General features: G+C 69.8%; 21 protein-coding genes. 7 read left to right on the top strand and 14 right to left on the bottom strand.

Annotated elements, in window-relative coordinates:
- Positions 1-17 precede the first annotated feature (17 nt).
- The 6 genes from tkt to pgl are packed head-to-tail and all read left to right on the top strand — an operon-like array spanning position 18 to position 8326.
- Entirely contained in the window at positions 18-2204 is a 2187-nt protein-coding gene (tkt, locus tag ACX80U_RS06760) for a transketolase (protein ID WP_459267852.1), read from the top strand.
- A gap of 59 nt (positions 2205-2263) precedes the next feature.
- Positions 2264-3373 (top strand): transaldolase, encoded by a 1110-nt coding sequence (gene tal / locus ACX80U_RS06755; protein ID WP_459267851.1) that lies wholly within the window; start codon positions 2264-2266, stop codon positions 3371-3373.
- 5 nt (positions 3374-3378) lie between these two features.
- Positions 3379-5037, top strand: coding sequence for a glucose-6-phosphate isomerase (locus ACX80U_RS06750; RefSeq protein ID WP_459267850.1), 1659 nt, complete (start codon positions 3379-3381; stop codon positions 5035-5037).
- Positions 5030-6574 carry a glucose-6-phosphate dehydrogenase gene (gene zwf / locus ACX80U_RS06745; protein WP_208741094.1) on the top strand — a complete coding sequence of 515 codons (1545 nt, stop codon included), beginning with the start codon at positions 5030-5032 and terminating at the stop codon, positions 6572-6574. The genes ACX80U_RS06750 and zwf overlap by 8 nt, the downstream gene beginning before the upstream one ends.
- A complete protein-coding gene (locus ACX80U_RS06740) occupies positions 6571-7500 on the top strand; it encodes a glucose-6-phosphate dehydrogenase assembly protein OpcA (protein ID WP_133081879.1) in 930 nt (309 codons plus the stop codon). The genes zwf and ACX80U_RS06740 overlap by 4 nt, the downstream gene beginning before the upstream one ends.
- A gap of 4 nt (positions 7501-7504) precedes the next feature.
- Positions 7505-8326, top strand: coding sequence for a 6-phosphogluconolactonase (gene pgl / locus ACX80U_RS06735; RefSeq protein ID WP_133081878.1), 822 nt, complete (start codon positions 7505-7507; stop codon positions 8324-8326).
- Between the two features lie 77 nt (positions 8327-8403).
- Here the strand turns inward: pgl and secG are convergent, their stop codons facing one another.
- From secG to ACX80U_RS06670, 13 genes are all read right to left on the bottom strand, one after another.
- On the bottom strand, positions 8404-8655 hold the full coding sequence (gene secG, locus ACX80U_RS06730; RefSeq protein ID WP_043445180.1) for a preprotein translocase subunit SecG: 252 nt from the start codon (positions 8653-8655) through the stop codon (positions 8404-8406).
- A 52-nt stretch (positions 8656-8707) separates the two neighbouring features.
- Positions 8708-9523: a triose-phosphate isomerase gene (gene tpiA, locus ACX80U_RS06725; protein WP_459267849.1), complete on the bottom strand. Its 816-nt coding sequence runs from the start codon at positions 9521-9523 to the stop codon at positions 8708-8710.
- Positions 9524-9637: 114 nt separating this feature from the next.
- Complete coding sequence (locus tag ACX80U_RS06720) at positions 9638-10888, bottom strand: phosphoglycerate kinase (RefSeq protein WP_459267848.1); 1251 nt, start codon at positions 10886-10888, stop codon at positions 9638-9640.
- A 10-nt stretch (positions 10889-10898) separates the two neighbouring features.
- Positions 10899-11909, bottom strand: coding sequence for a type I glyceraldehyde-3-phosphate dehydrogenase (gap, locus tag ACX80U_RS06715; RefSeq protein ID WP_133081875.1), 1011 nt, complete (start codon positions 11907-11909; stop codon positions 10899-10901).
- A gap of 260 nt (positions 11910-12169) precedes the next feature.
- Positions 12170-12799 (bottom strand): superoxide dismutase, encoded by a 630-nt coding sequence (locus ACX80U_RS06710; protein ID WP_459267847.1) that lies wholly within the window; start codon positions 12797-12799, stop codon positions 12170-12172.
- A 118-nt stretch (positions 12800-12917) separates the two neighbouring features.
- Positions 12918-13898 carry a DNA-binding protein WhiA gene (gene whiA, locus ACX80U_RS06705; protein ID WP_133081873.1) on the bottom strand — a complete coding sequence of 327 codons (981 nt, stop codon included), beginning with the start codon at positions 13896-13898 and terminating at the stop codon, positions 12918-12920.
- Positions 13899-13908: 10 nt separating this feature from the next.
- Positions 13909-14934, bottom strand: a complete 1026-nt coding sequence (locus tag ACX80U_RS06700; protein ID WP_459267846.1) for a gluconeogenesis factor YvcK family protein — start codon at positions 14932-14934, stop codon at positions 13909-13911.
- Positions 14934-15833 (bottom strand): RNase adapter RapZ, encoded by a 900-nt coding sequence (gene rapZ, locus ACX80U_RS06695; RefSeq protein ID WP_459267845.1) that lies wholly within the window; start codon positions 15831-15833, stop codon positions 14934-14936. Before rapZ ends, ACX80U_RS06700 begins: the two co-directional genes overlap by 1 nt.
- Before the next feature lie 101 nt (positions 15834-15934).
- On the bottom strand, positions 15935-17977 hold the full coding sequence (gene uvrC, locus ACX80U_RS06690) for an excinuclease ABC subunit UvrC (RefSeq protein ID WP_459267844.1): 2043 nt from the start codon (positions 17975-17977) through the stop codon (positions 15935-15937).
- Between the two features lie 76 nt (positions 17978-18053).
- Positions 18054-18722, bottom strand: a complete 669-nt coding sequence (locus ACX80U_RS06685) for a lysophospholipid acyltransferase family protein (protein WP_208741078.1) — start codon at positions 18720-18722, stop codon at positions 18054-18056.
- On the bottom strand, positions 18709-19365 hold the full coding sequence (locus ACX80U_RS06680) for an HAD hydrolase-like protein (RefSeq protein ID WP_459267887.1): 657 nt from the start codon (positions 19363-19365) through the stop codon (positions 18709-18711). The genes ACX80U_RS06685 and ACX80U_RS06680 overlap by 14 nt, the downstream gene beginning before the upstream one ends.
- A gap of 86 nt (positions 19366-19451) precedes the next feature.
- Positions 19452-22361 (bottom strand): excinuclease ABC subunit UvrA, encoded by a 2910-nt coding sequence (gene uvrA / locus ACX80U_RS06675; RefSeq protein WP_459267843.1) that lies wholly within the window; start codon positions 22359-22361, stop codon positions 19452-19454.
- 85 nt (positions 22362-22446) lie between these two features.
- A complete protein-coding gene (locus tag ACX80U_RS06670) occupies positions 22447-22824 on the bottom strand; it encodes a GntR family transcriptional regulator (RefSeq protein WP_459267842.1) in 378 nt (125 codons plus the stop codon).
- A 109-nt stretch (positions 22825-22933) separates the two neighbouring features.
- On the opposite strand from ACX80U_RS06670, the gene ACX80U_RS06665 reads away from it, so the two are divergent.
- Positions 22934-23584, top strand: coding sequence for an MBL fold metallo-hydrolase (locus ACX80U_RS06665; protein WP_459267841.1), 651 nt, complete (start codon positions 22934-22936; stop codon positions 23582-23584).
- Positions 23585-23624: 40 nt separating this feature from the next.
- Here the strand turns inward: ACX80U_RS06665 and ACX80U_RS06660 are convergent, their stop codons facing one another.
- Positions 23625-24398 carry a trans-aconitate 2-methyltransferase gene (locus ACX80U_RS06660; protein ID WP_459267840.1) on the bottom strand — a complete coding sequence of 258 codons (774 nt, stop codon included), beginning with the start codon at positions 24396-24398 and terminating at the stop codon, positions 23625-23627.
- Positions 24399-24438 lie beyond the last annotated feature (40 nt).

Here is a 24438-nt window from a genome sequence, read left to right as displayed (position 1 = left end):
GAGAGGGGCCCGGAAACGTGCCACAGACGCAAGAGCAGGAACTGACCTGGACCGAACTCGACCAGAAGGCGGTCGACACGGTCCGCATCCTGGCAGCGGACGCGGTGGAGAAGGTGGGCAACGGACACCCGGGGACGGCCATGAGCCTGGCGCCGGCCGCCTACCTCCTGTTCCACAAGCTGATGCGGCACGATCCGTCGGACCCCGAGTGGACCGGCCGCGACCGCTTCGTCCTCTCCCCCGGCCACACCTCGCTCACCCTCTACATCCAGCTCTTCCTGTCCGGGTACGGCCTCGAGCTCGATGACCTGAAGGCACTGCGCACCTGGGGCTCCCTCACGCCCGGGCATCCCGAGTACCGCCACACCAAGGGCGTCGAGATCACCACCGGCCCGCTCGGCCAGGGCCTCGCGACGTCGGTCGGTTTCGCCTACGGCCAGCGCCGCCAGCGCGGGATGTTCGACGCCGACGCACCGGCCGGCACCAGCCCGTTCGACCACACCATCTGGGTCATCGCCTCGGACGGCGACCTCCAGGAGGGCGTGACGGCGGAGGCCTCGTCCCTCGCCGGCCACCAGGAGCTCGGGAACCTCGTGGTGATCTACGACGAGAACCACATCTCGATCGAGGACGACACGGACATCGCCTTCACCGAGGACGTCCTGAAGCGCTACGAGGCGTACGGGTGGCACACCCAGCGCGTCGACTGGACCAAGACCGGCGAGTACGTCGAGGACGTCGCCGAGCTCTACTCCGCGCTCGTCGCCGCGAAGAACGAGACCTCGAAGCCGAGCATCGTCTCGCTGCGCACGATCATCGGCTACCCCGCGCCGAACAAGCAGAACACCGGCAAGATCCACGGCTCCGCACTCGGCAAGGACGAAGTCGCAGCGCTCAAGGAAGCCCTCGGCTTCGACCCCGAGAAGCACTTCGACGTCGACCCGGAGGTCCTGGACCACGCCCGCGGCGTCGTGCAGCGCGGTGCCGATGCGCACAGCGCCTGGCAGGAGGGCTTCGACGCCTGGAAGGCGGCACACGCCGACGAGGCCGCGCTCCTCGAGCGCATCCAGGCCCGCACCCTGCCCGAGGGCTGGGAGGAGACCCTCCCCACGTTCGAGGCCGGCAAGGACATGTCCACGCGCGCCGCGTCCGGCAAGGTCCTCACGGCCATCGGCCCCGCCCTCCCCGAGCTGTGGGGCGGCAGCGCCGACCTCGCGGAGTCGAACAACACGACCATCGAGGGATCGCCGTCGTTCATCCCGCCGAGCCGCCAGACCAAGTCGTGGTCGGGCAACGAGTACGGCCGCGTGCTGCACTTCGGTATCCGTGAGCACGCTGCCGCGGCCATCGTGAACGGCATCGTGATGCACAGCAGCACCCGCGCGTTCTCGGGGACCTTCCTGATCTTCAGCGACTACCAGCGCCCCGCGGTGCGCCTCGGCGCGCTCATGGGCGTCCCGGCCATCTACGTCTGGACCCACGACTCGATCGGCCTCGGCGAGGACGGCCCCACCCACCAGCCGGTCGAGCAGCTGTCCTCGCTGCGGACCATCCCGGGACTCGACGTGGTCCGCCCGGGCGACGCGAACGAGGTGGCCGTCGCCTGGCGCACCATCCTCGAGAACACCGAGAACCCCGCCGGCATCGTGCTGACGCGGCAGAACATCCCGACCTACCAGCGGGGCGACGGCGCAGCCGAGGGTGACACGTTCGGTTCGGTCGAGGGTGTCGCGAAGGGCGGCTACGTGCTCGCCGAAGCACGGAACGGATCGCCCGACGTGATCCTCGTCGGCACGGGCTCCGAGGTGCAGCTCGCGGTGGAAGCCCGCGAGGCCCTCGAGGCGGAGGGCATCTCCGCGCGCGTCGTGTCCATGCCGTGCCTGGAGTGGTTCAACGCCCAGGACGCGTCCTACCGCGAGAGCGTCCTGCCGCGTACCGTCCGCGCCCGCGTGTCCGTCGAGGCCGGCGTCTCGCAGAGCTGGCACGGGATCGTCGGCGACGCCGGACGCAGCGTGTCGCTCGAGCACTTCGGCGCCTCCGCCGACTACAAGACGCTCTACCGCGAGTTCGGCATCACGGCGGACGCCGTCGTCGCGGCCGCCAAGGACTCCCTCGAGGCCGTGGCCGCCGATCCGCTGGCACCGAACGGCACCGCGGCGATGCCGTCGGGCCACCGTGCCACCGAGACCGGTGACCACCAGTAGTCCCGCACCCTCCGTCAGAATCCAGCACACATTCCGCGGAAGCGGACAAGGAGCACACCATGTCAACACCCACAGCTGACCTCTCGGCCGCCGGCGTATCCATCTGGCTCGACGACCTCTCACGGGAGCGCATCAACTCGGGCGCCTTCAAGCACCTCATCGAGGACCGCAACGTCGTGGGCGTCACGACCAACCCGAGCATCTTCGCCGCCGCTCTGAAGAAGGGCGAGTCCTACGCCTCCCAGGTCGGGGCACTGGCGGAGGCCGGCGCCGATGTGGACCAGGCCGTCTTCGACATCACCACCCACGACGTCGCCCAGGCCTGCGACATCTTCGCCGAGGAGGCCAAGCGCACGCACGGCGCCGACGGCCGCGTCTCCATCGAGGTCGATCCCCGCCTGTCCCGCGACACCGCCGGGACCATCGCCGAGGCCAAGCGCCTGCACGCCAAGGTGCAGCGCACCAACGTGCTCATCAAGATCCCGGCGACCGTCGAGGGCCTCGAAGCGATCTCCTCGACCCTGGCGGCCGGTATCAGCGTGAACGTGACCCTCATCTTCTCGCTCGAGCGCTACCGCGCCGTGATCAACGCGTTCATGGTGGGCCTCGAGCAGGCGAAGGAGAACGGCCACGACCTCGCCAGGATCCACTCGGTCGCCTCCTTCTTCGTCTCCCGCGTCGATGCCGAGATCGACGCACGGCTCGACGCCGTCGGGACCGACGAGGCGAAGGCACTCAAGGGCAAGGCGGGACTCGCGAACGCACGCCTCGCCCACCAGGTCTTCCAGGAGCAGTTCTCCTCGGAGCGCTGGCAGGTCCTGAAGTCCGCCGGCGCCAACGCGCAGCGTCCCCTCTGGGCATCGACGGGCGTCAAGGACCCTAACCTCCCGGACACGCTCTACGTCGCCGGCCTCGTCGCAGCGGACGTCGTGAACACCATGCCGGAGAAGACGCTCGAGGCGATGGCCGACCACGGCGTCGTCGAGGGCGACACCATCACGGGCACGTACGCGGAGTCCAACGAGGTCCTGAACCAGCTCGACGCGATCGGCATCTCGTACGACGAGGTCGTCGAGCAGCTCGAGACCGAGGGCCTCGACAAGTTCGTCGCCAGCTGGTCGGAGCTCCTCGAGACCGTCCAGACCGCACTCGACGCTTCGAAGGGCTGATCCCCATGGGCTCATTCGCACTGACCGCGTCCGGCGCGGCGCTCGCCGCGGTCGAGTCGGCGGTACCCGCACTCGTGCAGGAACGCTTCGCCTCCCGGCTGATGGCGAAGGACCCCACCCTGTGGGGCGGTGACGCCGAGTCCGAAGCCTCGGTCCGCCTGGGCTGGATCGACCTGTTCGAGGGCTCGCGCGCACTCCTCCCGGAGATCGCGGGCCTCCGCGCCGATCTCCTGGCCGAAGGGGTGGACCGGATCGTGCTGTGCGGCATGGGCGGCTCCTCGCTCGCGCCGGAGGTCATCACGAAGGAGGCGGGCGTCCCGCTCGTCGTCCTCGACGCCACCGACCCCGACCAGGTGCGCGCGGCCCTCGAGGAGGACCTGCAGCGCACCGCGATCGTGGTGTCGTCGAAGTCCGGCTCCACCGTCGAGACCGACTCGCAGCGCCGGCTGTTCGAGCAGGCGTTCACCGACGCCGGCATCGACGCGGCGTCGCGCATCGTCATCGTGACCGATCCGGGGTCTCCCCTCGATGAGGCTTCACACAAGGCGGGCTACCGGAAGGTGTTCAACGCCGACCCCCAGGTCGGCGGCCGGTACTCGGCCCTCACGGCCTTCGGCCTGGTGCCGTCCGGCCTCGCCGGCGCGGACATCGAGACACTGCTGGACGACGCGGAGGACAGTGCGGAGTTCCTCGGCGACGACGTCGACGACAACGTCGGCCTGCAGCTCGGCGCCGTCCTGGGCGGGACCAGCCCGCTCCGCGACAAGATCGTCTTCGCCGATGCCGGATCCGGGCTTCCCGGCTTCGCCGACTGGGCGGAACAGCTCATCGCGGAGTCCACCGGCAAGCTCGGCACCGGGCTGCTTCCCGTCGTCGCCTCCAGCGGCGCACCCGAGCTCGCGGACGTGGCCGACGACGTCCTGCCCGTCCTCCTGGCCCCGTTCGACGAGGCTCCCACCGACGAGCTCACCGACGGCACCAGGCTGACGGTCAGCGGTACCCTGGGCAGCCAGCTGTTCGTCTGGGAATACGCGGTCGCCGTCGCGGGACGCCTGCTCGGCATCAATCCCTTCGACCAGCCCGACGTCGAGGCGGCCAAGCAGGCCGCGCGCGGCCTGCTGGACGCCCAGCCCGAGCCCTCCCCGGCGGCCTTCGTCGACGGCGCCGTGGAGGTGCGCGGCGACGCCGGCCTGCTCGGGTCGTCGAGCACGGTCGCGGAAGCCCTCGAGGCGCTCCTCGCCGCACTCCCCGCGAACGGCTACCTCTCGGTCCAGGCGTACCTCGACCGGCACCGGCAGGCCGCACTCGAGGAGATCCGGTCACCGCTGGCCGGCGCCACCGGCCGACCGGTCACGTTCGGTTGGGGCCCGCGCTTCCTGCACTCCACGGGCCAGTACCACAAGGGCGGCTCGCCCATCGGGGCGTACCTCCAGCTGACCGGTGCAGCGCACGAGGACCTCGCCATCCCGGACCGGCCGTTCACGTTCGGCGAGCTGATCTCCGCGCAGGCCGCGGGCGACGCCCAGGTCCTCGCCGACCATGGCCGGCCCGTGCTCCGCCTCCACCTGACGGAACGCGAGGCGGGCGTCGCCCAGCTGCGGCGCGTCGTCTCGGCCCTCGCCGCGTCCGGCCGGGACGAGCGGGGAACGGACGGGCATGCCTGACGGCACGACGGCGAGAGCCACCAATCCGCTGCGCGACCCCCGGGACAGGAGGCTCAGCCGGATCGCCGGCCCGTCCTCGCTCGTCCTGTTCGGTGTGACGGGCGACCTCGCCCGGAAGAAGCTCATGCCGGCCATCTACGATCTCGCGAACCGGGGGCTCCTGCCCCCGAGCTTCGGCCTCGTCGGCTTCGGCCGCCGGGACTGGAGTAACGAGGAGTTCGTGGAGCAGGTGAAGGACTCCGTCACGCAGCATGCCCGCACGCCGTTCAACGAGACCGTCTGGGAGCAGCTCTCCGCCGGCATCCGCTTCGTCCGGGGCGAGTTCGACGACGACGACGCCTTCAAGAACCTCAGGGAATGCATCGAGGAACTCGACCAGAGCAGGGGGACCCGGGGGAACCACGCGTTCTACCTCTCGATCCCGCCCAACGCGTTCGAGGCCGTGTGCCAGAAGCTCTCCGAGCACGGCCTGGCGCAGCCCGACGACGGCCAGTGGCGCCGCGTGGTCATCGAGAAGCCCTTCGGGCACGACCTCGAGTCCGCGCGGGAGCTGAACAGCATCGTCGAGGAGGTCTTCCCTCCGGACGCGGTGTTCCGGATCGACCACTACCTGGGCAAGGAGACGGTCCAGAACATCCTGGCCCTGCGCTTCGCCAACCAGCTCTTCGAGCCCCTCTGGAACGCGAACTACGTCGACCACGTGCAGATCACCATGGCCGAGGACATCGGGATCGGCAGCCGGGCAGGCTACTACGACGGTGTGGGCGCTGCGCGCGACGTCATCCAGAACCACCTGCTCCAGCTGCTCGCCCTGACGGCCATGGAGGAACCGATCTCGTTCGACGCCGACCACCTCCGGTCCGAGAAGGAGAAGGTCCTCGCGGCCGTCTCCCTCCCCGCCGACCTCACCGGCCGGTCCGCCCGCGGACAGTACGAGGCCGGCTGGCAGGGCGGGGAGCGCGTCAACGGCTTCCTCGAGGAGGAGGGCATCCCGGCCGACTCCACGACGGAGAGCTTCGCTGCGCTCCGGCTGGACATCAACACGCGCCGCTGGGCCGGCGTCCCGTTCTACCTGCGCGCCGGCAAGCGGCTGGGGCGCAGGGTCACGGAGATCGCCGTCGTCTTCAAGCGGGCCCCGAACCTCCTGTTCCGGGACCACAACGAGGAGGATTTCGGCCAGAACGCGGTCGTCATCCGGGTCCAGCCCGACGAGGGCGTCACGATCCGCTTCGGCTCCAAGGTGCCCGGCACCCAGACGGAGGTCCGCGACGTGACCATGGACTTCGGGTACGGGCACTCGTTCACCGAGTCCAGCCCCGAGGCCTACGAGCGACTCATCCTCGACGTCCTGCTCGGTGAGCCGCCACTCTTCCCGCGCCAGCAGGAGGTGGAGCTGTCCTGGCAGATCCTCGACCCGTTCGAGAAGCACTGGGAGTCCCTCGACGGCCAGCCCGATCCCTATGTCCCGGGGAGCTGGGGTCCCGCATCCGCCGACGAGCTGCTCGCAGCCGATGGACGAACCTGGAGAAGGCCATGATCGTAGAGCTTCCCGACACCACGACCTCCAAGGTGTCCAAGGAGCTGATGGCGATGCGCGAACGCGGCGGCGTCGTCGCCCTCGGGCGCGTGCTCACCCTCGTCGTGATCACTAGGTCGGGACAGGAGGAGGAGGCCATCGACGCGGCGAACGAGGCCAGCCGCGAGCACCCGTGCCGCATCATCGTCCTCGCCGAGGGATCGCCGGACGAGCCGACACGCCTCGACGGCCAGATCCGCGTCGGCGGCGACGCCGGGGCCTCCGAGGTGATCGTGCTGCGCGGTTACGGGGAGCTCTCCGACGAGAACGAGTCGCTGGTGTCCGCCCTCCTGCTGCCCGATGCGCCGATCGTCGCGTGGTGGCCGCACGGCGTGCCCGAGGCCGCCTCCCAGACGTCGATCGGCAGCATCGCGCACCGACGGATCACCGACTCCGCCAACGAGCCGGACCCGACGGCGGCGCTGTTCAACATCCGCAGCACCTACGCCGCGGGCGACACCGACCTCGCCTGGACGCGCCTCACCAACTGGCGCATCCAGCTCGCAGCCGTGCTGGACCAGCTCGAGGGCGACCAGCCGATCACGGCGGTCACCGTCGAGGGCGCGTCGGACTCCCCCAGCACCGTCCTGCTGGCCGCCTGGCTCACACGGGCGCTGGACGCGCCCGTCGATATCACCGCGGGGCCTGCCGGCACCGGACTCAAACGCGTGCGCCTCATGCGTGACGGTGGGGACATCGAACTCCACCGTCCGCACCACGACGTCGCCGAGCTGCACCAACCGGACCAACCCGTCCAGCGCATCTCACTGCCGCGGCGGGGCCTGCGTGACTGCCTCGCCGAGGAGCTGAGGCGGCTCGACCCCGACGAGGTCTTCGGAGAGGTCATCACCGAAGGACTCGCCCTGACCAACCTGAGGAGCGTGTGACCGTATGAGCGCTGAACCGAAAGTCAGCATCCATCCTTCCCCGACATCCCTGGCGGCGGCCGTGGCGGCGCGACTGATCACGCGCCTGGTCGATGTGCAGAGCGACCGCGGCACGGCCACCGTGGTCCTCACGGGCGGCTCGATCGGCACGGCGGCCCTGCAGGCCGTCGTGGAATCACCGGCGCACACGGCGGTCGACTGGGCGAACGTGCACTTCTGGTGGGGCGACGAGCGGTTCCTGCGCGCCGAGGACCCGGACCGCAACGCCGTCCAGGCGCGCACCGCGTTCCTCGACCGTGTCGCCGTCGACCCCGTGAAGATCCACGAGTTCGGCTCGAAGGACGAGTTCCCCGACGAGGACGCGGCCGCCCTCGACTACGCCGAACAGCTGGCGGCGGCCGCGAAGGCCGAACGCGCGGCGGACGAGGACGCGGTACAGCCCGATCCGCGCCTGCCCCGCTTCGACGTCCTCCTGCTCGGTGTCGGACCCGATGCGCACGTCGCCTCGCTCTTCCCGGAGATGGCCGGCATCCGCACCAAGGGCGAGACGACCGTGGGGGTCGCCGATGCGCCCAAGCCTCCGCCGCAGCGCATCTCGCTGACGCTGGAGGCGATCAACACCGCCCAGGAGGTCTGGCTGTCCGTCAGCGGCAGCGACAAGGCCGGTGCTGTGGGACTGGCCCTCGCGGGAGCCGGCCATGTCCAGGTCCCCGCCGCCGGGGCGCGCGGGGTGCGGAAGACCCTGTGGCTGATCGACCAGGACGCGGCACAGAAGCTGCCCGGGCGCCTGATCGACCACGAGGACGAGGAGGAGTCCGTCGGCTGACGACGGCCCGTCGATGACGAAGGCCCCCGCTTCCTGCTGGAAGCGGGGGCCTTCTCCGTACGGTCGTGTGCTGTGCCCTACGACTCGCCGGCGAAACGCTGGATGAGGCCGAGGGCCACGATGACCACGCCCCACGCGAGTCCGAGGGCCACCGTGAACCGGTTGAGGTTGCGCTCGGCGACCCCGGACGATCCCATGCTCGAGGTCATGCCGCCACCGAACATGTCCGACATACCACCGCCACGTCCCTTGTGGAGCAGGATCAGGAGGGTCAGCAGGAGACTCGTGATCCCGAGCAGGACGAGCAGGATGATACGGAGGATTTCCACGGGGCCCTTTCAAGGCTCGGTAGCCGCTCGGCGGAGCGGCCGGCGCACGGAACTAGTCTGTCACCAGATGCTGTTCGAACCTGACAATACTAGCAAACTCGGACACGTCGAGGCTCGCACCGCCGACGAGCACGCCGTCGACGTCGCGCTCCTTGAGGATGCTCGCGGCGTTCGCCGCCTTCACCGAGCCGCCGTAGAGCAGGCGCGTCCTCGAGGCGGTCTCCGCATCGAAGAGGGAGCCGAGTTCGGCGCGGATGGCGGCGCACATCTCCTGCGCGTCCTCCGGTCCGGCGACCTCACCCGTACCGATGGCCCAGACAGGCTCGTACGCGACCACGAGGGCGGACGCCTGTTCCGGCGTCAGGCCTGCGACGCCCTGGCGGAGCTGCTCGAGCGTCGAGGCGACATGCGTTCCGGCCTGCCGGATCTCGAGGCCCTCGCCGACGCACAGCACGGGCACCAGTGCATGGCGGTAGGCGGCGTGCACCTTCCGGTTGAGCAGCGCGTCCGACTCGGAGTGGATCGTCCGCCGTTCGGAGTGTCCGACCAGCACGTAGGTGCAGTCGAGCTTGGCCAGGAACTGACCGGAGATTTCCCCCGTGTACGCGCCGGAATCCTCGGGTGAGAGATCCTGGCCGCCGTAGACGACGTCGAGGTTGTCACCCTTGACGAGCGTCTGGACGCCGCGCAGATCGGTGAAGGGCGGGAAGACCGAGACCTCGACGCGCGAGAAGTCGTGGCCCGCGTCGTCGAGGGTCCAGGCCAGCTTCTGCAGGAAGGTGATGCCCTGCATGTGGTCCAGGTTCATCTTCCAGTTCCCCGCGATGAGCGGGCGGCGGTCGAAGGCGCCGTTGGTCGAGGTGGTCATCGTCCTACTCCATCTGTTCGTTGCATGGGGGCGGGATCCGCGCGGCCTCGGCCCCGCGGATCCCGCTCTTCCTGTGCGCCCGTTGCCGGGCGGTCGATCGTCCCCGCCCTCCCGCTAGTCGCGGGCGAGAGCCGTGAGGCCGGGCAGTTCCTTGCCTTCGAGGTATTCCAGACTCGCTCCGCCACCGGTCGAGATGTGCCCGAACTGGTCGTCGGCGAAGCCGAGGCCGCGGACGGCAGCGGCGGAGTCGCCGCCGCCGACCACGGTCAGGGCGCCGTCCGCCTGTGCGTCGACGAGGGCCTGGGCGACCGCCCGGGTACCGCCGGCGAACGCCTCGAACTCGAAGACGCCCATCGGCCCGTTCCAGAAGACGGTTCTCGCCTCGGCGATGTTCGCGGCGAAGTCCGCACCCGTCACGGGGCCGATGTCGAGGCCGATGCCGGTCGCTCCGTACGTCCCCGACTCGATGGCGTCCGCGGCGACAACGCCCGAACCGGCGTCGGCGGAGAACTTCTCCGCCACGACGATGTCGGTCGGGAGGACGAACTGCGTGCCGTCACGGGAGCCCCGCTCGAGGTAGCCGCGAACGGTCTCGATCTGGTCCTCCTCGAGCAGGCTCGCGCCCACCTTGTGGCCCTGGGCCGCGAGGAACGTGAACAGCATGCCGCCGCCCACGAGGATGCGGTCGGCCGTGCCGATCAGGTTCTCGATGACGGCCAGCTTGTCGGACACCTTGGAACCGCCGAGCACGACGACGAAGGGCCGCTGCGGATCCTTCGTCAGCCGCTCCAGGACCACGAGTTCGGCCTTGACCAGATCACCCTGGTAGGACGGCAGCAGCGCGGCGATGTCGTACACGCTCGCGTGCTTCCGGTGCACCGCACCGAAGGCGTCGTCCACGTAGGCGCCGTCCGGGCCGGCCAGGTCCGCGATCTCGCGGGCGAAGGCCGACCGCTCGGCGTCGTCCTTGCTCGTCTCACGCGCGTCGAAGCGCACGTTCTCGAGGACGAGCACCTCCCCCTCGGCCAGGGCTGCGGCCGCGCTGCGGGCACCCTCACCCGTGGTGTCCGGCGCGAGCGTGACCGGGAAGTCCGCGAGGTCCCGGAGGACGTCCACGGCCGGCTCGAGCGAGTACTTCTGCTCAGGTGCGCCCTTGGGCCGTCCGAGGTGCGCCAGGACGATCACGGCCGCCCCTGCCTCGCTCAGCCTACGGAGAACGGGCAGGGACGCGCGTACGCGGCCGTCGTCGGTGACCTTCAACTCCAGGACGTCGCCCTCGAGGGGCACGTTGAGGTCCGAGCGCACGAGGACACGGCGTCCGCGGACGCCTTCGGCGAGGAGGTCGTCGAGCGTTGCGTAAGCCACGGGCGATCGCCTAGGAGAGCTTGGCAGCGACGATTTCGGTCAGGTCGACCAGGCGGTTCGAGTAGCCCCACTCGTTGTCGTACCAGCCCACGACCTTGACCTGGTTGCCGAGGACCTTCGTCAGTCCGGAGTCGAAGATGCACGACGCCGGATCCGTCACGATGTCCGAGGAGACGATCGGGTCCTCCGTGTAGGAGAGGTAGCCCTTGAGCGAACCGTCGGCAGCGGCAGCCTTGTAGGCGGCATTGACCTCGTCGGCGGTGACCTCGCGGCCCAGGGTGACCGTCAGGTCGGTGGCCGAACCGGTGGGGACGGGGACGCGGATGGCGTAGCCGTCGAGCTTGCCCTTGAGCTCCGGCAGGACGAGACCGATCGCCTTGGCCGCACCCGTGGAGGTGGGCACCATGTTGATCGCTGCGGCCCGTGCGCGGCGGAGGTCCTTGTGCGGGCCGTCCTGGAGGTTCTGGTCGGCGGTGTACGCGTGGATCGTCGTCATGAGACCGCGCTCGATGCCGAAGGAGTCGTTCAGCACCTTGGCGAGCGGCCCGAGGCAGTTCGTGGTGCAGGACGCGTTCGAGATGATGTGGTGGTTCTCGGGGTCGTAGTCGCCGTCGTTGACGCCGAGCACCACGGTGAGGTCCTCGTCGGACGCGGGGGCGGAGATCAGGACCTTCCTGGCGCCGGCATCGATGTGCTTCTGCGCGTCGGACGCCTTGGTGAAGAACCCGGTGGACTCGATCACGATGTCGACGCCGAGGTCCTTCCAGGGCAGGTTCGCGGGGTCGCGCTCGGCCAGTACCTTGACGCGCTTGCCACCGACCACGAGGTCACCGCCGTCGACCTCGACGGAGGCCTTCAGGCGGCCGGTCACGGAGTCGTACTTCAGCAGGTGGGCGAGGGCCTCGGGGCTCGTCAGGTCGTTGACGGCAACGATCTCGAGGTCTGCACCCTGCTCGAGGGCCGCGCGGAAGTAGTTGCGACCGATGCGGCCGAAGCCATTGATTCCAACACGAGTAGTCACTGGTTTCCATCTCCTTCATAGGTGGTGCCGCCGTGATGACCCTTCTCGGGTGATGCCGGCGACGAATAAATCTGGTACCGGGCACACCTTCGTGCCGAAGTGAATCGGGTCCTGCTGGCTCCCTGCGGAGCGGTGTCCGTCGCCGGAGCCGTGCGGGGACGCGTCCCAGCACGGCTCCAACCTTACTCAGCGCGGCGTTCCGCACGCACTCCGGACGTGGATCGCCCCGGTTGCGCGGGGCGTGTGGTGGTGGCGGCCGGTCAGCGGCCGGGCTTGATGAGCACCGAGGCGCCGGTGCGTGCCGCCTGGAAGCGGGTCTGGACGTCGGCCCAGTTCACCAGGTTCCACCAGGCCTTGACGTAGTCGGGCTTGACGTTGACGTAGTCCAGGTAGAAGGCGTGCTCCCACATGTCCAGCATCAGCAGCGGCACGGTGCCCACGGGCACGTTGCCCTGCTGGTCGTAGAGCTGTTCGATCACGATGTTCTGGCCGAGCGGCTCGTACGCGAGCACGGCCCAGCCGGAGCCCTGCAGGGAGGTGGCGGCGGCCGTGAAGTGGGCGCGGAACGCGTCGAAGGACCCGAACGCGTCGTCCAGGGCCGCGGCCAGTTCACCCTCGGGCTTGTCGCCGCCCTCGGGGGACATGTTCTTCCAGAAGATGCTGTGGTTGATGACGCCGCCGACGTGGAAGGCGAGGTCCTTGGAGAGCTTGGGGATGGTCCCGAACTGCCCGGTCGCGCGGGCCTCGGCGAGCTGGGCGAGGGCGTCGTTGGCGCCCTTGACGTAGGTGGCCTGGTGCTTGGAGTGGTGCAGCTCCATGATCCGGCCCGAGATGTGCGGCTCCAGGGCCGCGTAGTCGTAATCGAGATCCGGCAGTACGTATTCGCTCACGTAGTCCTCCATGTAGTGGTCCCAGGTGCCGGCGCGCCCGTCGGCTCCAGCGGGAGCCCGGACGGCAGGCGGCCCACCTGATCAGAAGCGGGCTTGTCGTTCCATCCTATGCACTTCTTCACTCGTCGAGCATGTCCGCAGTCACATTCGCATCGGTCCCCGGGATCCCGATGTCCGACGCCCTCTTGTCCGCCATGGCGAGCAGGCGCCGGATGCGGCCGGCGATGGCGTCCTTGGTCATGGGCGGGTCCGCCAGGCGGCCGAGTTCGTCCAGGCTCGCCTGCTTGTGGGCCACCCGCAGCTCCCCCGCGTAGCGCAGGTGTTCGGGCACCGTCTCGCCGAGGATCTCGAGGGCACGCTCGACGCGCGCGCCCGCGGCCACGGCGGCCTGTGCCGACCGGCGCAGGTTGGCGTCGTCGAAGTTCGCGAGGCGGTTCGCCGTGGCCCGCACCTCCTTGCGCATCCGGCGCTCCTCCCACACCATGAGCGCGTCGTGCGCGCCCATGCGCGTCAGGAGGGCGGCGATGGTGTCGCCGTCGCGGATGACCACGCGGTCCACGCCGCGCACCTCCCGCGCCTTCGCGGCGATGTCGAGCCGCCGTGCTGCCCCGACGAGTGCCAGGGCGGACTCCGGACCGGGGCAGGTGACTTCGAGGGAGGAGGAGCGGCCGGGTTCCGTCAGCGAGCCGTGTGCGAGGAACGCGCCCCGCCAGACGGCCTCGGCGTCCGCCGTCGAGCCGTTGACGACGGCGGACGGCAATCCCCGGACGGGGCGGCCACGGCTGTCCAGGAGTCCGGTCTGGCGGGCGAGGGACTCCCCTTCGCGCACCACGCGCACCACATAGCGGTTGCCCCGCTTGAGGCCGCCGCCCGAGACGACGATGATCTCGCTGTTGTGCCCGTACACCTCGGCGATGGTCGCCCGGAGCCTGCGCGCCGTCGAGGCGAGGTCCACCTCGGCCTCGATGACGATCCTGCCGGAGATGATGTGGAGGCCCCCCGCGAATCTCAGCAGCGCGGACACCTCGGCCTTGCGGACCGAGGACTTCTTGACGTCGAGGTGGGACAGCTCCTCTTTGACATCGGCGGTCAGGGCCACAGATACACTCCTAGTTCTCCCCGAACATGTCGTTGTAGGACGTCGCCAGCCGCAGGGGATCATGTACGGGCTTACCGGTCGAAACTCCCACTGTACCGAAGACCGCCCGTCCGCCCATTCCTGCGACGGCCTGCTCGAACTCCTCGCGGTCTGTTACCACCGCGGGGTCGGCGAGCACCACGTCGACGGTGAAATCCGGTGCGTAGCGGGAGATCACGCTGAGGTGGTCGACCGCGCTCATGCCCTGGGTCTCCTTGGTGTCGTTCGTGAGGTTCATGGTGAGGCACCGCTTGGCGGAGGTCCGGCACAGGGCGTCCCGGAGCTCGGGAAGCAGCAGGTGCGGCAGCACCGAGGTGTACCAGGACCCCGGCCCGAGGACCACCCAGTCGGCCAGCTCGATGGCTTCCAGGGCGTCCCTGCAGGCCGGTGCTGCTGCCGGGAGGAGGCGCACGTTGCTCACGTTGCCGGTGTCGGCGGCCACGGCCAGTCGGGCCTGTCCCGTCACGGTGGTCACGCGCAGGGACCCCTGCACCTCGCTGAGCAGGTCGCCCTCGATCGTCAGGGGCACGCTGGCCATCGGCAGGACCCTGCCCCGCGCGCCGAGCAGGGCGCCGGCCCACTGCAGGCCGGCGACCGGATCACCGAGGAGCTCCCACAGCGTGACGATCAGGAGGTTGCCCATGGCGTGGTCGTCGAGTGAGCCCTCGACGCCGTCCCGGGAGGTGAAGCGGTGCTGCATCACGTCACGCCAGGTGCGCCCCCAGTCCGTGTCGTCGCAGAGCGCCGCGAGGGCCATCCGGAGGTCGCCCGGTGGCAGGACACCGAGTTCGCGGCGCAGCCGCCCCGAGGACCCGCCGTCGTCGGCCACGGTCACCACGGCGGTCAGTTCCTGGGTCAGGAGCCGCAGGGCGGACAGCGACGCCGACAGCCCGTGCCCGCCGCCGAGCGCGACGACGGACGGGCCGGGGCCCGGTCGGTCACCCTTCCTGCGGGCCGCGGGCGGGACGAGGGGGAGGGACCCGGAGAACAGGGCCACTACTCACGCCCGAGGTCTCGGTGGTGAGCAGCGACCTGCACGCCCGGCAGCTGGGCCAGGCGCTGTGCGATCTCCTCGGTCACGGCGACGGACCGGTGCTTGCCACCGGTGCAGCCGACCGCGATGGTGGCGTAGTGCTTGTTCTCGCGGCGGTAGCCGTCCAGGACCGGGACGAGGGCGTGGACGTACCGGTCGATGAAGTCACCGGCGCCCTGCGCGCCGAGCACGTAGTCGCGCACGGGCGCGTCGAGCCCGGTCTGGGGTCGCAGGACCGGCACCCAGTGCGGATTCGGGATGAAGCGGACGTCGGCCACGTAGTTGGCGTCCACCGGCAGGCCGTACTTGAAACCGAAGCTCATGACGTTGAGGCGGAGGACGATGGGGCCGGACTCGGAGAACAGCTCGGTCACACTCGTCGCGAGGGCGTGCACATTGAGCTCGCTCGTGTCGATCACGATGTCCGACGTGTGCTTCAGTTCCCTGAGCACGTCGCGCTCCGCCGCGATGCCGTCGAGGATCCGGCCGTCTGCCTGCAGCGGATGCGGCCGGCGACCCTGCTCGAACCGGCGCACCAGGACGGCGTCGTCGGCGTCGAGGAAGAGCACGCGGTAGCCGACCCCGGCCGCCCGCAGCCCGTCCAGCGATGCCTTGATGTCGTTGAAGAGCTCCTTGCCGCGGACGTCGATGACCACGGCGAGCTTGGGGATGGACTGCGGCGTCCGCGCCACGAGCTCCGTGAGCGTCGTGAGCATCTGCGGCGGGAGGTTCTCCACGACGTACCAGCCATGGTCCTCGAGCGCGTTCGCGGCCGTACTGCGTCCGGCCCCGGACATGCCGGTCACGACCAGCAGCTCGGACTGGGTGGGTTTGACCGGAGTCAGGCTCGTGGCCTCAGTCATCGTGGTGCGTCCGTTCCGGCTCGTCGGGGCGGCCCGGTATGGGGGCATGCCCTGGTGTGTGCGGTCTCAGCGGCGCGCCTGCGGCCGCGTCCTCAGCCTAGCTAATCTTCGATGATCTCGCCCGTGGTCATGTTCACGGCCGGGGCGGGCGCGTCGTCCGCGTCGACGGCGAGGGAGGTGCGGATGGTTTCGGCCAGGGCAGGGCCGACGCCCGGTACCTCCACGAGTTCCTCGATGCTCGCGGCCCGGATCTTCTTGACCGAGCCGAAGTGCTTGAGCAGCGCCTTGCGCTTGGCCGGGCCGAGGCCGGCGATGTCGTCGAGGGCCGAGGCCGTCATCGACTTCCCGCGCTTCTGGCGGTGGAACGTGATGGCGAAGCGGTGTGCCTCGTCGCGGATGCGCTGCAGGAGGAACAGTCCCTCCGACGCGCGGGGAAGGATGACGGGGAACTCGCTGTCCTGGATCCACACCTCCTCGAGCCGCTTGGCGAGACCGATCACGAAGACGTCGTCGATGCCGAGGTCCGCGAGGGCCCGGGACGCGGCCGCCACCTGGGGAGGTCCGCCGTCGACGACGACGAGGCTGGGCGGGTACGCGAACCGGCTGCGCGGGATCGCCGTCGTGGTGTCGCGGATCGGTGCGCCCTGCTCGTCGACGGCGGGGTGCTCGAGGACCGATGCGTCGTCGTCGACCGGCGCGCTCTCCGGGTCGGGGGCCGCGGCGTCCCGGGTGTCGCCGGCCTTGGACGCGAGGTAGTTGCGGAACCGCCGGTAGATGACGTCGTACATGGAGGCGGTGTCGTCCCGGGCGGCGTCGCCCGTGATGGAGAACTTGCGGTACTCGGACTTCCGGGGCAGGCCGTCCTCGACGACGACCATCGAGGCCACCACGTTGGTTCCCTGCACGTGCGAGATGTCGAAGCACTCGATGCGCATCAGCGGCTGGGGCAGGTCGAGGGCCTCCTGCAGTTCCTGCAGGGCGGCCGACCGGGTGGTGATGTCGCCGGCCCTGCGGCTCTTGTGGAGGCGCAGGGCGTCCGCGGCGTTCTGCTCCACGGTGCCCATGAGAGTGGCCTTGTCACCGCGCTGCGGGACCCGGACGTCGACCCGCGCGCCCCGGAGGCCGCGGAGCCATTCGAGCATCTGGTCGGAGTTGCTCGGCAGGACCGGGACGAGGACCTCTCGGGGGATCTGCTCGTTGCTGCTGTTACCCTCGCCGTACACCTGCTGCAGCAGGTGCTCCACGAGGTCGGGTGTCTCCATGTCCTCGACCTTCTCGACGACCCAGCCGCGCTGGCCGCGGATGCGGCCTCCCCGGACGTGGAAGACCTGGGCGGCGGCCTCCAGTTCGTCCTCCTTCAGCGCGAAGATGTCGGCGTCGGTGTCCTCGCTGAGGACCACCGTGTTGCGTTCGAACACGCGGCGCAGGGCTGCGATGTCGTCGCGCAGGCGGGCAGCCGACTCGTAGTCGAGCTCGGCGACGGCCTCCGCCATCTTCTTCTCGAGTCCGGAGATGAACTTCTTCGCCTCGCCGGACATGAAGTCGCAGAAGTCCTCCGCGAGGGCCCTGTGGTCCTCGGGGGTGATCCGGCCCACGCACGGCGCCGAGCACTTGTCGATGTAGCCGAGCAGGCACGGCCTGCCGGTCCGTTCGGCGCGCTTGAAGACACCGGCGCTGCAGGTCCGGACGGGGAAGACCCGGATCATGGTGTCGACCGTCTCGCGGATGGCCTTCGCCGGGTAGAACGGGCCGAAGTAGCGGGTGTCCTTCTTCTTGTCCCCCCGCAGGACCTGCACGCGCGGGTACTTCTCCCCCATGGTGACGGCCAGGTACGGGTACGACTTGTCGTCCCGGAACATGACGTTGAACCGTGGGTCGAACTCCTTGATCCACGTGTACTCGAGCTGGAGCGCCTCGAGCTCGCTGCCGACGACGGTCCATTCGACGCTCGCGGCGGTGAAGACCATGGTGCGGGTCTTCGCGAGCAGCCCCTGGGGGTTGGCGAAGTAGGAGTTCAGCCGCGACCTGAGGTTCTTGGCCTTGCCCACGTAGATGACCCGGCCGTGCTCGTCGCGGAAGCGGTACACACCGGGATCGAGCGGTATCTCGCCTGTCTTGGGCCGGTATGTCACTGGGTTCGCCACGCCATTCATCCTAGGGCTGGACGGTGACATGCCCCGACCCCGGAGCGTCCTTTCCGCTGACCGCTGACGGGCGGGCCTAGTCGGTCGCGGGGCTCTGGTTGTAGTGCGGGACGCGCTCCTGGCCGGTGAGGGCGGCGATGCTGTCCATGATCGTGTCCGTCGCGCTGCGGCGTGCGGGCAGGGGGTGTCCGGGTCCGGTCTTCGCGAACACCAGGGGCTCGCCGATCCGCAGGGTGAAGTGCTGCGGGCGGACGCCCTTCTTCCCCGCCGGCTGCAGGGCGTCGGTGCCGAGGAGCCCGACCGGCACCACGGGCGCACCGGTGGTGAGCGCGAGCCAGCCGACGCCCGTCCTCCCCCGGTAGAGCCGGCCGTCGCGTGAGCGCGTGCCCTCGGGATAGATGCCGACACCGTCGCCCTGCTCCAGCAGGTCGAGGAGCGTCCGGAGCGCCTGCACGCTGGCGGCCTGCTGCCCGCGCTCCACGGGGATGGAGCCGACGCCCTCGAAGAACGACTTCATCAGGACGCCCTTCACGCCCGAGCCGGTGAAGTACTCCGCCTTGGCGAAGAACGCGACCGGTCGTGGCATCAGCGCCTGGACCAGCACGCTGTCGAGGAAGGACAGGTGGTTGGGCGCGACGATGAAAGGGCCGTCCTTCGGCACGTTGCCGAGTCCCTCGACGGTGGGCCGGCACAGCGTGCTGATCAGGCCGCGGGTCGTGCTGCGCGTCAGGTCATAGACCCCCACGGAGCACCTCCAGCAGGTCGTCGGCGGTGTGCACGACCGCGGCAGCTCCCGCGTCCTCCAGTTCGCCGGGTGCGGCGAAGCCCCACCCGACGCCGATGCAGGCGATCCCGTTGGCGGCCGCACCCTCGACGTCGTGCCGGCGGTCGCCGACCATCACCGGCCGGAGGGCGTCGGACGCGTGTCGTTCGAGCGCCGCCCGGATGATCGGGGCCTTGCCGCCGACGGTCGCGGCCTCGTCGCGCGGGGATCCGTGGACGGAGGCGAAGAGATGGCGCAGGCCCTGCACATCGAGCAGTTCCTCGGCGAGCCACTCGGGCTTCTGGGTCGCCACGGCGACCACCGCTCCCCCGTCGGTCAGCGCCTCGACGCACCGTGCGATCCCCGGGTAGGGGCGGCTGCGCGCCATGCCGGTCGCGACGTAGCCCGCGCGGTAGGTCGCCATGACCGCCTGGACCCGGGACGCCGGGACCCCTGCGAGGGCGGTGAGGGAGTGGACGAGCGGCGGCCCGACCATGGCCTGGAGGTCGTCGTCGTCGGGCTCGGGGAACCCGTGGCTCACCAGGGCCGAGCTGATGCCTCCGGTGATGGCCCCTGCCGGGTCGACGAGGGTGCCGTCGAGGTCGAAGAGTATCAGCGAATGCATATTTGCCACCGGGCAAGCTTGCCATAGCACCGGGAGGGCATGCATCATGCATGCCCTCCCGGGTATATCAGGCGTGCGGCAGGGCCCTATCCGACCTTGTCGAAGATCTCCTTCAGGAACGTCCCCGTGTAGCTCCGCTCATTGGTCGCCACCTGCTCCGGCGTGCCCGTGGCGATGATCTGACCGCCGCCCGAGCCGCCGTCCGGGCCGAGGTCGATCACCCAGTCGGCGCTCTTGATGACGTCGAGGTTGTGCTCGATGGTGATGACCGTGTTGCCCTTGTCCACCAGGCCCTGCAGGACCAGCAGGAGCTTGCGGATGTCCTCGAAGTGCAGGCCGGTCGTCGGCTCGTCCAGGACGTAGATGCTGCGGCCGTTGGACCGCTTCTGCAGTTCGCTCGCGAGCTTGACGCGCTGCGCCTCGCCGCCGGACAGCGTGGTGGCCGGCTGGCCGAGGCGGACGTAGCCCAGTCCGACCTCCACGAGGGTGTTGAGGTGCCGCGCGATTGGGCTGAACGCCGCGAAGAACTCGGCCCCCTCCTCGATGGGCATGTCGAGCACGTCCGCGATGGTCTTGCCCTTGTAGTGCACCTCGAGCGTCTCGCGGTTGTACCGGGCCCCGTGGCAGACCTCGCACGGGACGTAGACGTCCGGCAGGAAGTTCATCTCGATCTTCAGTGTGCCGTCACCGGAGCACGCCTCGCAGCGGCCGCCCTTGACGTTGAACGAGAACCTGCCCGGCAGGTATCCGCGGACCTTCGCCTCCGTGGTCTCCGCGAAGAGCTTCCGGATGTTGTCGAACACGCCGGTGTACGTGGCCGGGTTCGAGCGCGGAGTGCGGCCGATGGGGCTCTGGTCGACGTGGATGACCTTGTCCAGGTGCTCCAGCCCGTCGATCCGCTTGTGCCGCCCTGCCACCTGCTTGGCGCCGTTCAGCTTGTTCGCCAGCACCTTGTAGAGGATGTCGTTGACGAGCGTGGACTTGCCGGATCCGCTCACACCGGTGACGGCGGTGAGCACGCCGAGCGGGATCGTCGCGTCGACGTTCGTGAGATTGTGCTCGCGAGCGCCGACGACCTTCAGCTGGCGGGAACGGTCGATCTTCCGGCGCTTCTTCGGGATCTCGATCCTGCGCCGTCCCGAGAGGTAGTCGCCGGTCAGGGACTTCTCGTTGGTGAGCAGGTCCTCGAGCAGGCCCGAGTGGACCACTTCGCCGCCGTGCTCGCCGGCACCCGGTCCGATGTCGACGATCCAGTCGGCCTCGGCGATGGTGTCCTCGTCGTGCTCGACGACGATGAGCGTGTTGCCGAGGTTGCGCAGCCGGGTGAGGGTCTCGATGAGGCGGCGGTTGTCACGCTGGTGCAGGCCGATCGACGGCTCGTCGAGCACGTAGAGGACGCCGACGAGACCGGACCCGATCTGGGTGGCGAGGCGGATGCGCTGGGCCTCGCCGCCGGAGAGGGTGCCCGAGGCGCGTTCGAGGTTGAGGTATTCGAGACCGACGTCGAGGAGGAACGTCAGGCGCGCCTGGATCTCCTTGAGCACCTGGTTGGCGATCTGGGCCTCGCGGCCGGTCAGCACGAGGTTGTCGAGGAACTCGGCGCAGTCGCGCATCGGCATGGCCGAGACCTCGGCGATGGAGCGCCCGTTGATCAGCACGGACAGCGACGCCGGGTTCAGGCGTGCCCCGCCGCAGGTGGGGCACGGGATCTCCCGCATGTACTCCTCGTAGCGGTCCCGCGCGTTGTCGGACTCCGTCTCCGCGTGCTTGCGCTGGATGTACTGGATGGCGCCCTCGAAGCCCGTGCTGTACTTGCGCTCCCGCCCGAAGCGGTTCTTGTACTGCACCACGACCTTGTGGTCCTTGCCGTACAGGGCGGCCTCGCGGGCACGGTCCGGGAGCTTGCGCCACGGCGTGGTGATGTCGAACGTCAGCTCGGACGCGAGCCCTTCGAGCAGGCGGGTCCAGTACTCGAGCGTCGCGGTACCGAGCGACCACGGCGCGATGGCGCCCTCCGCGAGGCTCAGGTCCGGATTGGGGACCACGAGCTCCTCGTCGACCTCGAGCTTCGTCCCGATCCCCGTGCAGGCCGGGCAGGCGCCGAAGGGGTTGTTGAACGAGAACGAGCGCGGCTCGATCTCGTCGATGGCGAGCGGGTGCTCGTTCGGGCAGGCGAGGTGCTCGGAGAAGGCGTGGAGGCGCTTCTCGTCGTCCTCCGGGAGGTCCACGAACTCCGCGAGCACGCGACCGTCGGCGAGCTTGAGGGCCGTCTCGACGGAGTCGGTGAGGCGCTGCTGGATGCCGCCCTTGACGACGAGGCGGTCGATGATGACCTCGATGGTGTGCTTGTACTGCTTGCCCAGCTTCGGCGGGTCGCTCAGCTGGATGAGCTTGCCGTCCACCCGGGCGCGCGAATAGCCCTTCGCGGTGAGCTCTTGGAACAGGTCGACGAACTCGCCCTTGCGCGCCCGCACGACGGGAGCGAGGATCTGGAAGCGTGTGCCCTCGTCGAGCTCGAGCAGCTGGTCCACGATCTGCTGGGGGGTCTGCTTCGCCACCGGCTCGCCGCAGACCGGGCAGTGGGGGCGGCCGACACGCGCCCAGAGGAGCCGCATGTAGTCGTAGATCTCGGTGATGGTGCCGACGGTGGAACGCGGATTCTTGCTCGTGGACTTCTGGTCGATCGAGACGGCCGGCGAGAGCCCCTCGATGAAGTCGACGTCCGGCTTGTCCACCTGGCCGAGGAACTGGCGTGCGTAGGCGGAGAGGGATTCGACGTAGCGTCGCTGGCCCTCCGCGAAGATGGTGTCGAAGGCGAGGGAGGACTTGCCCGAGCCGGAGAGGCCGGTGAAGACGATCATGGCGTCGCGCGGGAGGTCCAGGTCGACGTTCCGCAGGTTGTGCTCGCGGGCGCCCTTGACGATCAGCCGGGACAGGTCCTGGGGAGCGGGCTCCGGATTATGGGCGTGCTGCTCGAGGGAATTTGCTATAGACACTCATCCACTGTAGGGGAAAAGGGCTTCGAAGACATATTCGAATTCCTTGTTTTCCGCACGGTTGCCGCGGCCTGCGGCGTGCCGTTCACGCTCGGCGCAATGCCGCCCTCGCGATGGCGACCGCATCGGACTCGGACAGCCCGGCGGAGCGCACCACCGCGGCGAATACATCGGCGGCGGCACCCACCTTCTGTCGAGCGGCGTCGCCCCCGGCCGTGATGGTGGTCCCCGCCCGCCCCTTCGTCTCCACGACGCCGGCGTGCTCCAGCTCGCGGTAGGCCCGGGCGACGGTGTTGGCGGCGACGCCGAGGTGCGCTGCGAGCGCTCGGACCGGTGGCAGTCTCGTGCCGACGGCGGCCTCGCCCGAGTTGGCCGCGGCCAGGATGGCCTGCTTGATCTGCTCGAACGGCGGCACGGCGCTCTGTGGGTCCAGCGTCAGCCACCCGGGGATGCCCTGCTCCACGCCCTGTTCCTTCCACGATACGGTGCCGCGGGAGAACGCCTCGCGGTGTACTCGAACCCTACCCGTCGGGTCCGCGCGCCCGGCGCGCGCGAATGCCTACACTGTGCTCATGACCGGCCCCCTGCACGACCTCGACGCAATGACCATCCGCCGCATCTCCGTGTCGGAGATGGACAACAACGTGTACCTGCTGACGTCGAAGTCCAGCGGCGCACAGGTGCTCATCGATGCCGCCGACGACGTCCCGGCGATCCTCGGGCTCCTCGCGGACGCGCAGGAGGACACGGACGCCGAGGCCCGGGTGGCCCTGATCATCACCACCCACTCGCACTGGGACCACGTACGGGCGCTGGCAGAGGTCAAGGAGACCACGAAGGCCCGCACGGCTGCCGGCGAAGCGGACGTCCCGGACATCGCGGTACCGACCGAGGTGCCCCTCAGGCACGGCGATGTCGGGTCCTTCGAGGGATTCGACCTCGAGGCGATCTCCCTGCGCGGGCACACGCCCGGGTCCGTCGCGCTGCTCTACCGGGACCCCACCGGGCCTGCGCACCTCTTCACCGGCGACTCGCTGTTCCCCGGCGGGGTCGGGAACACGCAGGGCGATCCGCAGCGGTTCGCGTCGCTGTACGACGACGTCGTGACCCGCATCTTCGACCGCCTGCCGGACGACACCATCGTGCACCCCGGCCATGGCGGCGGGACGACCCTCGGGGCCGAGCGGGGCTCGCTGGCGGAGTGGAAGCAGCGCGGCTGGTAGCCGGCGGCAGGACGAGGTGGAGGACGAGGCGGGCGGCCCGTCAGCCGGTCCTGTGCCCGACGGCGAAGATCCGCCGGAAGCCGAACACCGTGCCGTGCTCGCCCCGGGGGTAGGCCTCCCGCAGGAGCGCGCCGTACCCGGCCTCGAACTCGGCGGCCTCATCCTCGGACAGTGCGTCCAGCACGGGCCGCAGGGCCGCGCCGCGCACCCAGTCGAGGACGGCGTCCTCCCCCGGGAGCACCTGCTCGTACGTCGTCTCCCACACGTCCGCCTCGAGTCCGGCGGACAGGAGGATGCCGAGGTAGTCGATCGGCTCGCCGACGGCGTCGTCGTGGCGGAGCACACCGCGCAGCCGTGACGCCCACTGCCCGCTGCCGGCATGGCTGCGCAGCAGGGCATGGGACGGCGCCGAGAAGTTACCGGGCACCTGCAGCGCGAGCCAGCCGCCGACCGGCAGCGCTGCGGCCCACCGGGCGAGAAGCCCCTGATGGCCCGGCACCCACTGGAGGGCGGCGTTCGTCACCAGGACATCGTCGGCACCGGGTTCGTAGTTCCGCAGGTCGCCGAGCTGGAACCGCAGGTTCGGGGGCGCCGTCCTCCGCCGTGCGGCACCGACCATCTCCGCGCTGGAGTCGATCCCGACCACCTGCGCGGTGGGCCAGCGGCGTGCGAGGACCTCGGTCAGCTCCCCGGGCCCGCATCCGAGGTCGACGACGGAGCGTGGGGCCTCATGACCCACCCGCGCCAGGAGGTCGAGGAACGGCCGGCCGCGGTGGCCCGCATGCCGACCGTAGAGTCCCGGGTCCCAGCGCATGATCCACCCTAACTCCGCGGGCGACTCCCCCACCGGTAGG

The organism is Arthrobacter sp. TmT3-37, from assembly GCF_054510835.1.
This window is presented reverse-complemented; position numbering and strand designations above follow the sequence as displayed.

What these genes read in the sequence shown, in the direction of transcription:
- tal (WP_459267851.1), top strand. Translation starts at nt 2,264, where the DNA reads ATGTCAACACCCACAGCTGACCTCTCGGCCGCCGGCGTATCCATCTGG.
- ACX80U_RS06750 (WP_459267850.1), top strand. Translation starts at nt 3,379, where the DNA reads ATGGGCTCATTCGCACTGACCGCGTCCGGCGCGGCGCTCGCCGCGGTC.
- zwf (WP_208741094.1), top strand. Translation starts at nt 5,030, where the DNA reads ATGCCTGACGGCACGACGGCGAGAGCCACCAATCCGCTGCGCGACCCC.
- ACX80U_RS06740 (WP_133081879.1), top strand. Translation starts at nt 6,571, where the DNA reads ATGATCGTAGAGCTTCCCGACACCACGACCTCCAAGGTGTCCAAGGAG.
- pgl (WP_133081878.1), top strand. Translation starts at nt 7,505, where the DNA reads ATGAGCGCTGAACCGAAAGTCAGCATCCATCCTTCCCCGACATCCCTG.
- tpiA (WP_459267849.1), bottom strand. Translation starts at nt 9,523, where the DNA reads ATGACCACCTCGACCAACGGCGCCTTCGACCGCCGCCCGCTCATCGCG.
- rapZ (WP_459267845.1), bottom strand. Translation starts at nt 15,833, where the DNA reads ATGACTGAGGCCACGAGCCTGACTCCGGTCAAACCCACCCAGTCCGAG.
- ACX80U_RS06680 (WP_459267887.1), bottom strand. Translation starts at nt 19,365, where the DNA reads ATGCATTCGCTGATACTCTTCGACCTCGACGGCACCCTCGTCGACCCG.
- ACX80U_RS06665 (WP_459267841.1), top strand. Translation starts at nt 22,934, where the DNA reads ATGACCGGCCCCCTGCACGACCTCGACGCAATGACCATCCGCCGCATC.
- ACX80U_RS06660 (WP_459267840.1), bottom strand. Translation starts at nt 24,398, where the DNA reads ATGCGCTGGGACCCGGGACTCTACGGTCGGCATGCGGGCCACCGCGGC.